At 56.7% G+C, this 12,559-nt stretch carries 12 protein-coding genes and 1 pseudogene; 7 read left to right on the top strand and 6 right to left on the bottom strand.

Annotated elements, in window-relative coordinates; genetic code table 11:
• Positions 1-366 (top strand): annotated as a pseudogene (locus tag B4F73_RS10745) (hypothetical protein); the annotation flags it as partial.
• The gene (locus tag B4F73_RS10740; RefSeq protein WP_156947777.1) at positions 339-734 is read left to right on the top strand and encodes a hypothetical protein; all 396 of its coding nucleotides are present in this window, start codon (positions 339-341) and stop codon (positions 732-734) included. The pseudogene B4F73_RS10745 and the gene B4F73_RS10740, both read left to right, overlap by 28 nt.
• A gap of 7 nt (positions 735-741) precedes the next feature.
• Here the strand turns inward: B4F73_RS10740 and metK are convergent, their stop codons facing one another.
• Genes metK through ahcY form a run of 3 tightly spaced genes read right to left on the bottom strand, consistent with a single transcriptional unit; the run spans position 742 to position 4,212 of the window.
• The gene (gene metK, locus B4F73_RS10735; protein ID WP_290479816.1) at positions 742-1,923 is read right to left on the bottom strand and encodes a methionine adenosyltransferase; all 1,182 of its coding nucleotides are present in this window, start codon (positions 1,921-1,923) and stop codon (positions 742-744) included.
• 24 nt (positions 1,924-1,947) lie between these two features.
• Positions 1,948-2,802, bottom strand: a complete 855-nt coding sequence (locus B4F73_RS10730; RefSeq protein WP_290483233.1) for a formyltetrahydrofolate deformylase — start codon at positions 2,800-2,802, stop codon at positions 1,948-1,950.
• A 15-nt stretch (positions 2,803-2,817) separates the two neighbouring features.
• A complete protein-coding gene (gene ahcY, locus B4F73_RS10725) occupies positions 2,818-4,212 on the bottom strand; it encodes an adenosylhomocysteinase (RefSeq protein ID WP_034810898.1) in 1,395 nt (464 codons plus the stop codon).
• A gap of 217 nt (positions 4,213-4,429) precedes the next feature.
• Between ahcY and B4F73_RS10720 the strand changes: the two genes are divergently transcribed.
• The gene (locus tag B4F73_RS10720) at positions 4,430-4,972 is read left to right on the top strand and encodes an RDD family protein (protein WP_290483232.1); all 543 of its coding nucleotides are present in this window, start codon (positions 4,430-4,432) and stop codon (positions 4,970-4,972) included.
• A gap of 25 nt (positions 4,973-4,997) precedes the next feature.
• Here the strand turns inward: B4F73_RS10720 and B4F73_RS10715 are convergent, their stop codons facing one another.
• Complete coding sequence (locus B4F73_RS10715) at positions 4,998-6,158, bottom strand: DegT/DnrJ/EryC1/StrS family aminotransferase (protein ID WP_290483231.1); 1,161 nt, start codon at positions 6,156-6,158, stop codon at positions 4,998-5,000.
• Between the two features lie 370 nt (positions 6,159-6,528).
• Between B4F73_RS10715 and rfbB the strand changes: the two genes are divergently transcribed.
• The 4 genes from rfbB (at position 6,529) to rfbC (ending at position 10,114) form a co-directional block, all read left to right on the top strand.
• Positions 6,529-7,581 carry a dTDP-glucose 4,6-dehydratase gene (rfbB, locus tag B4F73_RS10710; protein WP_206991147.1) on the top strand — a complete coding sequence of 351 codons (1,053 nt, stop codon included), beginning with the start codon at positions 6,529-6,531 and terminating at the stop codon, positions 7,579-7,581.
• A complete protein-coding gene (gene rfbD / locus B4F73_RS10705; RefSeq protein ID WP_290483230.1) occupies positions 7,578-8,459 on the top strand; it encodes a dTDP-4-dehydrorhamnose reductase in 882 nt (293 codons plus the stop codon). The genes rfbB and rfbD overlap by 4 nt, the downstream gene beginning before the upstream one ends.
• A 209-nt stretch (positions 8,460-8,668) precedes the next feature.
• A complete protein-coding gene (gene rfbA / locus B4F73_RS10700) occupies positions 8,669-9,538 on the top strand; it encodes a glucose-1-phosphate thymidylyltransferase RfbA (protein WP_290479812.1) in 870 nt (289 codons plus the stop codon).
• Positions 9,539-9,550: 12 nt separating this feature from the next.
• Entirely contained in the window at positions 9,551-10,114 is a 564-nt protein-coding gene (gene rfbC, locus B4F73_RS10695) for a dTDP-4-dehydrorhamnose 3,5-epimerase (protein WP_290483229.1), read from the top strand.
• Here rfbC and B4F73_RS10690 read toward each other — a convergent pair whose 3' ends face one another.
• Positions 10,115-11,161, bottom strand: coding sequence for an NAD-dependent epimerase (locus tag B4F73_RS10690; protein WP_290483228.1), 1,047 nt, complete (start codon positions 11,159-11,161; stop codon positions 10,115-10,117).
• 105 nt (positions 11,162-11,266) lie between these two features.
• On the bottom strand, positions 11,267-12,559 hold a 1,293-nt coding region (locus B4F73_RS10685; RefSeq protein ID WP_290483227.1), incomplete at its 5' end, for an FkbM family methyltransferase.

Below are 12,559 nucleotides of genomic sequence, written 5' to 3'. Positions count from 1 at the left end.
AGCGTCGACCTGCCAGGTGTTGATGTGGAAGGCATCTGGACGAGCCGCTGGTCGGTGGGCGCAGACCGATCACTGGGTGAGGGGCGGTTGCACTTCATCATGGCGCAGCCGCGGCGAGCCGAGACAGGTTTCTTGAACCTCGATGCGCCGATTGGTGTGGATATGAACAGTCAATTGATCCGGGATCTGGTGCAGGCTGAATTGACCCCCAGCGGTCGGCAAATCGATTTTGAAACGCGCTACACATTCGGACTGACCGACACATGGTCTGGCGAGGCCGCAGCTGTGGTCTCCACGTCGCCCAACCATATCAGCGGTGCCGAAGACCAGGAGGCGCTGTGGATGCGGCTGTCGACCCCATGGTAGGCCGCAGGTCATTGCTGGCAGTCGCGAGTGGGTTCATCCTGACCGGATGCGCCTGGTTGCCGTTTGGCGAAACCGCGTGCCCGGAAATCACGGACACGTCGGCATGGATCAATCGCATGCCGGGCCCGGGTCAGTCCGGGGGCAAATTGCACGTTGTTGTCCGTGTTGCGGATGAGCAGTCCTGGCGGCTTGGCTCTGTTCCGACTGAGGATGAGGGCTTGCTGATCCTCAACCTCACGGAAGGTGGGCCGTCCGTTCCCGGAACGGCAGCTTACCAGCAGTCGCGGAAGCCGTTGCCCCAGCGAGTCAAAATAGAATGCCACGGCAAGACCGTGGCATTCATTGACAAAATCACTGTCGCGTATTGAGGCGGCGCTAGTTCGCGAGGCGCTTCAGTTCGTCTACAAGGTCTGTCTTTTCCCAGCTGAACCCACCATTCTCGGTCGGGGTCCGGCCGAAATGCCCGTAGGCTGCGGACGGGCCGTAGATCGCCTGATTCAGCTTGAGGTGCGTGCGAATGCCTTTGGGCGACAGGTCGAACAATTCGCGCAGCGCCGCAGCGATACGGTCCTCGTCTGCATTGCCCGTATCATGCGTGTCCACATAGATTGAGAGCGGCTGCGCTACACCGATCGCATAGCTGACCTGAATGGTGCAGCGATCAGCGAGGCCTGCGGCCACAATGTTCTTGGCAAGGTAGCGCGTGGCGTACGCGGCCGACCGGTCCACTTTGGACGGGTCCTTGCCGGAGAATGCACCGCCGCCATGGGGCGCAGCGCCACCATACGTGTCAACAATGATCTTGCGGCCGGTCAGGCCGGCGTCGCCATCAGGTCCGCCAATGACAAAGCGTCCGGTGGGGTTCACGAAAAACTTGTCTTCGTCCGGAAACCAACCATCGGGAAGGATGTCCTTGATCACGGGGCGGACGATTTCACGCAATTGTTCCAGCGTGGCGCTATCCTTGTGCTGATGGGATACGACAAGCGCGTTTACACCGACAGGCTTTGACCCTTCATACTGCAGCGTAACCTGGCTTTTTGCATCAGGCTCGAGCTCGGGGTGTGTGCCATCATGGCGAAGTTGCGCGAGGCGCTGAAGGATCTGGTGCGAATAGACCAGTGTGGCTGGCATCAGTTCCGGGGTCTCGTTCGTGGCATAGCCAAACATGATGCCTTGGTCGCCTGCACCTTCCTCAGCGTAGAGGCCTTGTCCAGCTTCGACACCTTGCGCGATCTCAACCGACTGGCCGTGGACGTGATTGGCGATTTCCATGTTTTCCCAATGGAAGCCGTCCTGCTCATAGCCGATCCGTTTGACCACATCGCGCGCCGCCTGGTTCATTTCGTCATGCGTGATGACGGCGCCGTTATTGGTGCGCACTTCACCGGCAAGGACAACACGATTGGTGGTCGTAAGGGTCTCGACGGCGACTTTCGCTGTTGGATCGCGCGACAGGAACAGGTCGACAATTGCGTCTGAAATCTGGTCAGCCACCTTGTCCGGATGGCCTTCGGAAACGCTCTCGCTGGTAAATTCGTGGCTGGCAAGTTTCATGTCTGGCTCTCTATCAGTGTTCTTTTACCGGGCAAAAACGACCGTCTTTCCGGAGTTTATGAAGATGCGGTGCTCTGCATGAGCCTTGACCGCGCGAAGCAGGGCGTTGCCCTCCAGATGCCGTCCGCTCTCGATCATGTCAGCCGGGCTGAACGTATGGTCGATGGCTTCGGTGAGCTGGGTAATGATTGGCCCTTCATCCAGATCGGCCGTCACATAGTGCGCCGTCGCGCCGATCATTTTCACGCCGCGGGCATGGGCCTGATGATAGGGGCGTGCGCCCTTGAATCCCGGCAGGAAGGAGTGATGGATATTGATGCACCGCTTTTCGAGACGACGGCAGGCTTCATCACTCAGTACCTGCATATACCTGGCGAGTACGACGAGATCAGCTTGCGTGTCTTCAACGATGCTGAACAGTCGAGCCTCAGCGTCCGGTTTTGTTTCCTTTGTCACCGGAACATGGAACCAGGGTAAGCCCCAATGGGAAAAATCATCCTTGAGCGTCTCATTATTGGAGACGATGCCGACGACATCAATTGGCAATTCACCCCGCCGCGCCGCGTAGAGGAGCGTGTTTGCGCAATGTTCTGATTTCGACACCATCAACAGTGTCCGTACGGCCTCACCTTCGGGATGGACTGACCAGTCCGCACCCAACTCGTGAGCCATTTCCGCCAAATCATCTTCAAGTCCAGCCGGCAGGGCGTCGGTCGTCCCGTGGAAGACCAGTCGTGCAAAGAAGCGGCTGGTTTCCGTATCCCCAAATGTACGCGACGCGGCGATGAAGCAATCATGACGCTCCATCAGTTTTGCCAGCCCTGCGACCAGTCCAACGCGGTCGGGGCAGGCAAATTTGAGGATATAGGGACGTGCCACGGAAGAAGGTTTCCCCTAGTAGCGGTAGTGTTCAGGCTTGAACGGACCGGTCGTCTGAACGCCGATATAGTCAGCCTGTTCGCCGGAAAGCTCTGTCAGCTGAACGCCAAGCTTTTCGAGATGAAGCAGGGCGACTTTCTCGTCGAGGTGCTTGGGCAGCGTATAGACCTTGTTCTCATACTGCTCGCCGCGCACATGCAGTTCGATCTGCGCCAGCGTCTGATTGGTGAAGGATGCCGACATCACGAAGGAAGGGTGACCAGTGGCATTGCCGAGGTTCACGAGGCGGCCTTCAGACAGCAGGATGATCCGCTTGCCATCCGGGAAGGTGATCATGTCGACTTGCGGCTTGATGTTCGTCCATTCGAAATTGCGCAGGCCTTCGACCTGAATTTCATTGTCGAAGTGACCAATGTTGCAGACGATGGCCATGTCCTTCATCGCACGCATATGGTCGACGGTCAGGATATCCTTGTTGCCAGTCGCGGTGACAAAGATGTCGAATTTCGGTGCGGCTTCATCGACCGTCAGGACTTCATAGCCGTCCATCGCGGCCTGAAGGGCGCAGATCGGGTCAACTTCGGAAACGGCAACGCGCGCGCCGGAACCGGACAGTGACGCAGCCGAGCCTTTGCCAACATCGCCATAACCGGCGACGAAGGCTTTCTTGCCAGCCATCATCACATCCGTGCCGCGACGGATCGCGTCGACCAGAGATTCCTTACAGCCATACTTGTTGTCGAACTTCGACTTGGTGACGGAGTCGTTCACATTGATGGCGGGGAAGGGCAGCTCACCCTTCTTCTCAAGCTGGTAGAGACGGTTCACGCCGGTCGTCGTTTCTTCCGACACGCCGCGGATCGCTGCCTTGGTCTTGGCAAACCAGCCAGGGGACGCAGCAAGGCGCTTCTTGATCTGTGCGAAGAGGAACTTTTCCTCCTCCGATCCTGGCTTTTCGAGGAAGGCCGGATCGGATTCGGCGCGCTCACCGAGGATCAGGTACATGGTGGCATCGCCACCATCATCGAGGATCAGGTTCGCCCCGGTGCCGTCATGCCAGTGGAACATGCGGTCAGTGAATTCCCAGTACTCTTCCAGCGTTTCACCCTTATAGGCGAAGACCGGTGTGCCATTGGCTGCGATGGCGGCGGCGGCATGATCCTGCGTTGAGTAGATGTTGCAGGAAACCCACTGAACGTCGGCGCCGAGGGCTTCGAGCGTCTGGATCAGCACAGCCGTCTGGATCGTCATGTGCAGGGAGCCAGCGATCTTCGCGCCCTTGAGCGGCTGCGACGGGCCGAACTCTTCGCGCGCGGCCATCAGACCCGGCATTTCTGTCTCGGCGATGGCAATTTCCTTGCGACCATACTCGGCGAGGGAAATATCGGCGACGCGGTAGTTTTCAGCCATATCAATGATCCTTTATATGTTTGTATCGCGGCTAACACGGTGCACATGAAAAGGCAACGCGCGAAGTGCTCACTTTCAAGCCCGCGCACCCACATCCCCTGGAAAATTGACCGCTGTCCTGCCGCCCCCACGCCCGGACCGGTTCGACGCTTGGGTAGAATGCCTGTTGGCAACCTGGGGTGGGGCAGATTATGGGTAGTCTTTATCCTGGAGGCGCATGTTGTCTGTCTCGTCAGATCCGTGGGGATTTATTTTGTTACCGTGGGGGTTCGCCATTGCGCTCTGGTGGCCGAAGCGGCACGGCACGGTCATCGAAGAGTCCCGTGTAGGCCTGACAAGACGCTTCGTTGCGTTCTATCTCGATTTTTTTGTCATAGTTATGGGAGTGTTCCCGGCGGTGTCTCTCCCTGCCTTGGTAATGGAGTATATTGCGACCGGCGCATGGCAGTGGAGTTTTGAGCGCGAGGTGTTGATGTCGAGAGATTGGGTATCGCTTGTCATCGGCCTGGCCTCCTGTTTTGGAGGCTATTACTATTTCAAATGGCACTTCGACCGGGGCGCCCAGACCTTTGGGCAGCATCTGCTGAGATTCAAGGTGCTGCCATCTCGCGACCATCCAAGTTTTGGAACGCGGACATTCGTAGCTTGGCTGATCTTGAGCTGGTGGCCATTTTGGCCGTGGACGCTGTTCCGAAAAAGACAGGATTACATGTGGGACACGACATCCGGAACAAAGGCGAGACGAGTAGCTGTGTCCTAGCCAGAGGAGAGTCTGTCGCTTCTAGCTACCCGTTGAATGCCCGGATCGCATCTATGACGCGTGTCTGGTCCGCCTCTTCCAGATAGGGGTGCATCGGCAGCGCAATCACGTGTTTGCTCGCTGCTTCCGTGACGGGCAGCGTGCCGTCCGCGGGTTTGAACCGGGCGCAGAAATCCTGCTCGTGGATCGGCACCGGATAGTAGACGGCGGTGGGGATCCCCTGCGCCGAGAGATGCGCCTGAAGGCCGTCGCGGTTTTCATGCTCGATGACATATTGCGCCCAGACACTCTTGCCGCCCTCAATGACGCTCGGCACGCGTTTGACATGGCCGGTCAGGCCCGCGGCATAGCGATCTGCCACGATCTGGCGTTTCTCGATCTCGTCAGCGAAGATTTTCAGTTTCTCCAGCAGGACTGCGGCCTGGATCGTGTCGAGGCGGGAGTTCATGCCGACGCGCAGGGAGAGGTATTTCGGGTCATGATGGAAATTGCGCTCGGCCGCATCGGTCGGGGTGACCTTGCCATAGACGCGCAGGGATTCGATCCGCTCGGCGAGTTTGGCGTCATTCGTGATGATCGCGCCGCCATCGCCGTAACAGCCCAGCGGCTTGGCAGGGAAGAAGCTGGTCGTGGCAATATCGGCCCAGTCGGACGGGTGCTTGCCGTTCAGCGTACAGCCATAGCCCTGCGCCGTGTCAGCGATCAGTTTCAGGCCGAACTCGTCGCAGATTGCCTTGATTTCGGGATAGTTGGCGGGCTGCCCGAACAGGTCGACGGCGATCACGACTTTCGGCGTCAGCTTGCCCTCGGCTTTCACGGCCTCAATCTGCTTGCGCAGATGTGCCGGGTCCATGTTGTAGGTCTCTGGCAGAATGTCGACGAAGACCGGCGCAGCACCAAGCCAAGGCACGACTTGAGCCGTCGCGACGAAGGTGAAGGATGGGCAGAAAACGGCGTCGCCGGGCTTCAGTTCCCACGCCATCAGCGCGAGCGCGAGGGCGTCTGTGCCATTGGCGCAGCTGACGGAATGCGCAGCGCCACACCAGGCCGCAAGCTGGTTTTCCAACTCGGAGACTTCGGGGCCAAGGACGTATCGCCCGCTTTCCACCACGCCCTGAATGGCCGTATTGATTTCGGCTTCGATGCGCTTGCGCTGTGCTTGAAGGTCAATGAAGGGGATGGACACGAGGAACCTGCCTGTTCTGCGATCTGATGCTGGCCGAATACGATCAACCCATAATGGGTGCAAGTCACGAGCGGTTACAGACTAATTCTGCGAATGTTTTCACACTCATGCCTGCGGGGAGTCGCAGCATGAGGGATTGTGAACGAATGCGACTGAATAATGTGCCGATTGGTTGCTGTGACAGCGGACTTGGTGTAGCCCGGAAGGCGGGCCGGGGCGACCATGACAGGGGCGTAATGTCTGGAATTGAACGACTGGCAAAAGCCGACAGGGCGCCGCTTTTTTATCTCGGTTGCGGGCATGTCGGGAAGTTTGCTCTGATACGGAGTCGCAACCCAATCCCTTTTTGCGAAATTACAGGATTTGCTAAATGAAACGATATGTCGTGACGGGTGGCGCCGGATTCATCGGATCTGCGCTTTGCCACCTGCTATTGTCGGAAAGCGACGCCGAAGTCGTGGCTGTGGACCGCATGACTTATGCGGCTAATCAGGTCACGCTTGACGAATTGAGCTCTCAGGCCGGTTTCCGTCACATAGACGCTGATGTTCGAGATGTTGCGCGCATGACGGAGATCGTTCAGTCGGTCAAACCAGACGTCGTTTTTCATCTGGCCGCTGAGACGCATGTTGATCGTTCGATTGATGGGCCTGCGGAATTCGTCACGACCAATGTTGTGGGCACATATGCGATGCTCGAAGCGGCTCGGACATATTGGTCTGACCTACCTGACGAGGCAAAGCAACACTTTCGCTTCGTACATATTTCGACTGACGAGGTATTCGGCTCTCTGGGCGCGGAAGGCCATTTCAGCGAGACGACGCCATATGATCCGTCATCGCCTTATTCTGCCAGCAAGGCCGGGTCGGACCATCTGGCAAGGGCGTGGCAGCGCACTTATGGGCTGCCGGTTGTGGTCTCCAATTGTTCAAACAATTACGGACCGCGCCAGTTCCCCGAGAAACTCATACCCTTGATGGTTCTGAACGCTCTGGAAGGCAAAGCCCTTCCGGTGTACGGCACGGGAACCAATGTGCGCGACTGGCTGCATGTTGAAGATCACGCCCGCGCCCTTAAGATGATGGCTGAACATGGCGTGCCGGGTGAGGTCTACTGTGTTGGCGGCGGTAGCGAGCGGACAAATCTGCAGATCGTGCACGAGGTCTGCCGAATCCTGGACGCCCGGCGTCCGGAAAATGCTCCTCATGCAGATCTGATCGAGTTTGTAACCGATCGTCCGGGGCATGATTTCCGGTATGCGATTGATGCGTCCAAGATCGATACGAAATTGGGCTGGACCCCAAGGCAGGATTTCGAAGCTGGTCTTGAAGAGACAATTGACTGGTATTTGACGCATGAGGCCTGGTGGCGGCCCCTGCGAGACAAGCACTATAGTGGCGAGAGGCTGGGTGTTAAGGCATGACACGCATCCTTGTCGTTGGAAAGTCGGGGCAAGTCGCGCAAGCGCTGGTCTCGGTAGGGGGTGATCGGGTCATTTGTCCGGGGCGTTCGATCGTGAATTTGCTGGACGCAGACTCGCACCTCAGCGCGCTCGACAGGTATGAGCCCATGGCGGTGATCAATACGGGGGCATTTACCGCAGTCGATGGCGCCGAGGCAGATGCTGACGGCGCCTATGCTCTGAATGCTGAAGGGCCGGGCAATCTGGCGGTTGCGTGCGCTCGGCGTGGCGTGCCGCTCATCCACATGTCGACAGACTGCGTGTTTGATGGCGCAAAGGATAGTCCTTACACGCCAAATGACACACCGAATCCGTTGGGCGTGTATGGCAAGACCAAGCTTCAGGGGGAGGTGGCTGTTCGCGAAGGGACTGAACGATCCCTGGTTGTGCGGGTGTCGTGGATATTTTCGCGATTTGGTGGAAATTTCGTGCGGACCATGTTGAGGGTGGCGCAGACCCGCGACGCAGTGAGTGTTGTGAGTGATCAAGTTGGTTGTCCAACGCATGCGCCCGATCTCGCACGGGCTCTGATCACAATCGCTGAACAGGCGGCCAAGCCTGGCTTTGGTAGCTGGGGTGTTTACCACGTTGCAGGGGCGGGAGAGACCGATCGCGCATCCATGACGCAGCGGATCTACGAGGTCAGCAAGGAGCTGGGCGGTCCGGTCGCCGATGTGAACGGTATTTTGACGGCGGACTATCCCACGCCGGCGCAAAGGCCCCTGAATGCGCGGCTTGATATGGCCGAGACCCGCCGTGTTTTCGGAATTGAAATGCCTGACTGGAATATTGGCCTTTCCGAGACGGTTTCCGCGATTATTGCCGAACCTGCACAATAAGGCTTTCGACCCGTGCGAAGACACTTTTCAGCTGCACATTCGGCTTCGAATTTTTATCTTCTTCGCCCAGTCCCGATGAAAATCGGCATGTCTATACGCAAGACGCGCGTCCGGGCGATGGCAGTGCAGCTTAAATTCAGTTAGCGGTTGACCAGCCTCGCCGAGATGGTCCAAACCAAGCGGACAATTGCTATGTGGAGTGTTGGCGGATGAAGGGCATCGTTCTGGCAGGCGGGACGGGGTCTCGATTGTTCCCGTTGACGAAGGCTGTCTCAAAACAACTGATGCCGGTTTACGACAAGCCGATGATCTACTACCCGCTGAGCGTACTCATGCTTGCCGGTATTCGAGACGTTCTCATCATCACGACGCCCGAGGATCAGTCCCAGTTCAAGCGACTGCTGGGAGATGGGTCGATGTTCGGAATCAACATCGAGTTTGCCGTCCAGGAGCAACCGAACGGTCTGGCCGAAGCGTTTATTATCGGCGAGGACTTTGTGAAGGGCGGCCCGTCAGCCCTGGTCCTTGGGGACAACATATTCTACGGCGCCAATCTCGGCTTGATGTGTGCGCAGGCGGCTGCACAGGCCGACGGAGCGACAATCTTTGCCTACAAGGTTGCGGACCCGCAGCGCTATGGTGTTGTTTCCTTTGATAAAGACTTCAAGGCGTTGACGCTGGAAGAAAAGCCGAGCGCGCCCAAGTCGAACTGGGCGATTACCGGCCTCTATTTCTATGATGCACAGGTCGTCGATATCGCACGCGATTTGAAACCGTCCGAACGAGGTGAACTCGAAATCACCGACGTCAACCGCGCCTATCTGGAAATGGACAAGCTGAAAGTGAAACAGCTGGGTAGGGGATATGCCTGGTTGGACACTGGGACACATGACAGTCTGCATGAAGCATCCAGCTTTGTGCGTACGATCGAGCACCGGCAGGGCGTCAAGATCGCCTGTCCGGAGGAGATTGCTTTCGAAAAGGGCTATCTCGGGCGCGAAGAATTGCTTCATGCCGCAGACCAGCTCGGCAAGACAGAATACGCCGTTTACCTGCGTACACTTGCAAACCAGAATTGAGGACAGTGATTGATGAATGTGCGTGACCTTGGCCTTGATGGCGTCAAGGAAATCGTCCCGGCGCGTTATGGCGATGCCCGTGGCTATTTCAGCGAGACCTACAATCACAAGCGTTTTGTTGACGCTGGAATTGAATTGGATTGGATTCAGGACAATCACTCCTTCTCTGCAGAGAAGCACGTGTTGCGAGGCCTCCACTTCCAGACCCCTCCCTTTGCCCAGGACAAGCTTGTGCGCGTCGTTACCGGTGCGGTATTCGATGTGGCCGTGGATATCCGCAAGGGATCACCGAACTTCGGCCGGTGGACGGGGGTCACATTGACCGCGGAAGCGGGAAATCAAATCCTGGTACCGAAAGGCTTCGCGCACGGCTTCTTGACGCTGACGCCAGATGTACATGTCATCTACAAGGTCACGGCGCCCTATGCCCCGGACAATGATCGCTCTATTCGGTATGATGATGCGGAAATTGGAATTGAATGGCCTCTGGACGGCGCCGTGCCGCAACTCTCCCAGAAGGATGAACAGGCCGGCAGTCTGCAGGACACTGATACGGGATTCTTGTATCAGGGCTGATCAATCGATACCGTGATACTCCCTGTACCACGCGACAAATCTTTCGACGCCATCCTTGACGGATGTTGAGGGCCGGTACCCGACGGCTTCCGTCAGCTTGGTCACATCGGCATAGGTGTTTTTCACATCACCCGGCTGCATCGGCATCAAGTTGCGTGTGGCCTTGCGCCCCAGGGAATTTTCCAGAGCCTCCACATAATCGAGCAGTTTTACGGGCTGGTTGTTGCCGATATTGTAAATCCGGTACGGAGCATTTGACGTTGCCGGGTCTGGCGCGCTCGCGTCCCAGTCCGGATCAGGCTCTGCAACCTTTTCTGCAATTCGAAGGACGCCCTCAACGATGTCATCGACATAGGTGAAATCGCGAGACATTTCTCCATTGTTGAAGATGTTTATTGGCTCACCGCGGACGATCGCGTCCGTAAACAGGTACAGCGCCATATCGGGCCGCCCCCATGGTCCGTAGACGGTAAAAAATCGTAATCCTGTGGTGGGTAGGCGATACAGGTGGCTGTAGGCATGTGCCATCAACTCATTTGCCTTCTTGGTGGCGGAATAGAGTTGTAGCGGATGATTCGCCCCGTGAGATTCACTGTAGGGAGATGTCGTATTCGCGCCATAGGCGCTTGATGTCGATGCATAGACCAGATGGGGCGTTTTGGCTGTTCGGCAAGCTTCCAGCATGTTGGCAAAGCCGACCAGATTTGACGATACGTATTCTTCAGGATGGGTGATCGAATGGCGCACCCCAGCCTGAGCGGCCAGATGAATCACGCGATGAAAGTCATGTGACTCAAAGCAGGCGTTCAGCTCTGCTGCGTTCTCGAGATTTCCCTCGACAAAGTTGAACGAAACGCCTTCTTTTGCCGATGTGTTTTCCAGCTCTTTCAGACGCGCCCGTTTCAAGGCGGGATCGTAATACGCATTCAGATTGTCGAACCCAACGACTGGCACGCCCCGTTTGAGAAGCGTGTTTGCCACATGAAATCCGATAAACCCTGCGCTGCCGGTGACCAGGTAGGTTTTGCTATCTGTGGCTGAGGGCATGTAATCGAATTCCGTGATGGTTCAGGTGAGGGCAGGGACCAATCCAGTTGGTCGTTGCGATACAGAGCGGGCAATCTTGTTGATACTGCGTCGCGGGCGGGCAGGCTAGGTGTCGCGTTTTGCCCAGAAGTTCAAAGTTCCCAACTCTCCCAAGTGCGACATGGGTTTGCTGCGGCTGCGCTTGGCATAGTTTCCAGACTTTCCGATCTGATAACGGAAGCCGAGGCGCGTGAGGATCGAAAGAACATCGTCCAGGGCGATATCAGACGGGTTTGCGCCCAGATGCCATTCCACGCACATTTGTCTGACATTGGCGAGGGCATCCCCAGCGGCCATTAGGACTTCCCCTTCAGCGCCTTCGATATCCAGTTTCAGGAAGTCCACTTCGCGATCAAGATAATCAGCCAGAGGCACTGTTTCGATTGTCAGCTCCTCAATTTCATCGCCAAATGTCCTGCGCCGCTCGGTGAGGGATCCTGCCATACTGTAGTCTCCGGACATGAAGAATGTGGCGGTGCCCGGTTTCGCGGCCAAGCCTTTTTTCAACACTGTTACGTCACTCAACTTGTTGCGGGCGACATTTTTCGACGCCAGATCGTGAAGGAAGGGAACAGGCTCGAATGCCAGAACCTCTGCATTCGGATAAAGTTCCTTGAAGTAGACGCTCGACATCCCGAAATTGGCGCCAGCGTCGATAATGTAGGGCTTCTTCTGATCGGTATCGAAATAGTATTCCTGATCCATGAGGATTTCATGGATCAACGTCCAGATCGCATGCTTGTCAACATAGGTCAGCGTTGAATCGCGCATCAGGAATTCCTGCCCGCGGCACAAATGTTCGGTGAAGAAATCTCGCAGTACGATATCGTTTGGAAAGCCACCATCGGGAATGGGAGCTGTCTCCAAATCTTTCAGCACCGGGCTGTCGCCGTAATACACTTTCAGTCTGGAAATCATGTCCAGGTACTTCGAAAATCCGTCCAATTGGCGCTGCTTCATGGGCCAGGTGCCGGACAGGACGCCCACTGCTTCTCTTTCATTGAGTTGAGAGGTCAGGATGGAATTCCGGACGGAGGAAAGTTCACCAATCGCGGCCTGCACTTCCCCATTTCCGAAGAAGGTCTTCCGGTTCGTCTCACTCAAAGTGTACTCGATAAGGAAGCGGAGATCGTTTCCGAGCGCGTTCCGGATTGACGTGGTCGCAATAGCTGCGGCCTGGACTTCTTCCTTTCCGAAGAAGGTTTTTCGGTTCTCTTCGCTCAAGGCAAATTCGGTGAGGAATCGAACGTCATTTCCAAGCGTGCGACGGATGGATGTGGTCGCAATAGCTGCGGCCTGGACTTCTCCGTTTCCAAAGAAAGCTTTTTGGTTGTCGTTGCTCAGCGCATACTCGGTGAG

Source organism: Hyphomonas sp. UBA3601 (assembly GCF_002375605.1).
Lineage (GTDB): Bacteria > Pseudomonadota > Alphaproteobacteria > Caulobacterales > Hyphomonadaceae > Hyphomonas.
Note: the sequence above shows the minus strand (reverse complement) of the source record. Positions and strands in the feature narration are given on the sequence as shown.

Excerpts from the sequence above, each read along its gene's own strand:
- metK (WP_290479816.1), bottom strand. The coding sequence starts at position 1,923 with ATGAAACTTGCCAGCCACGAATTTACCAGCGAGAGCGTTTCCGAAGGC.
- ahcY (WP_034810898.1), bottom strand. The coding sequence starts at position 4,212 with ATGGCTGAAAACTACCGCGTCGCCGATATTTCCCTCGCCGAGTATGGT.
- B4F73_RS10720 (WP_290483232.1), top strand. The coding sequence starts at position 4,430 with ATGTTGTCTGTCTCGTCAGATCCGTGGGGATTTATTTTGTTACCGTGG.
- rfbB (WP_206991147.1), top strand. The coding sequence starts at position 6,529 with ATGAAACGATATGTCGTGACGGGTGGCGCCGGATTCATCGGATCTGCG.
- rfbD (WP_290483230.1), top strand. The coding sequence starts at position 7,578 with ATGACACGCATCCTTGTCGTTGGAAAGTCGGGGCAAGTCGCGCAAGCG.
- rfbA (WP_290479812.1), top strand. The coding sequence starts at position 8,669 with ATGAAGGGCATCGTTCTGGCAGGCGGGACGGGGTCTCGATTGTTCCCG.
- rfbC (WP_290483229.1), top strand. The coding sequence starts at position 9,551 with ATGAATGTGCGTGACCTTGGCCTTGATGGCGTCAAGGAAATCGTCCCG.
- B4F73_RS10690 (WP_290483228.1), bottom strand. The coding sequence starts at position 11,161 with ATGCCCTCAGCCACAGATAGCAAAACCTACCTGGTCACCGGCAGCGCA.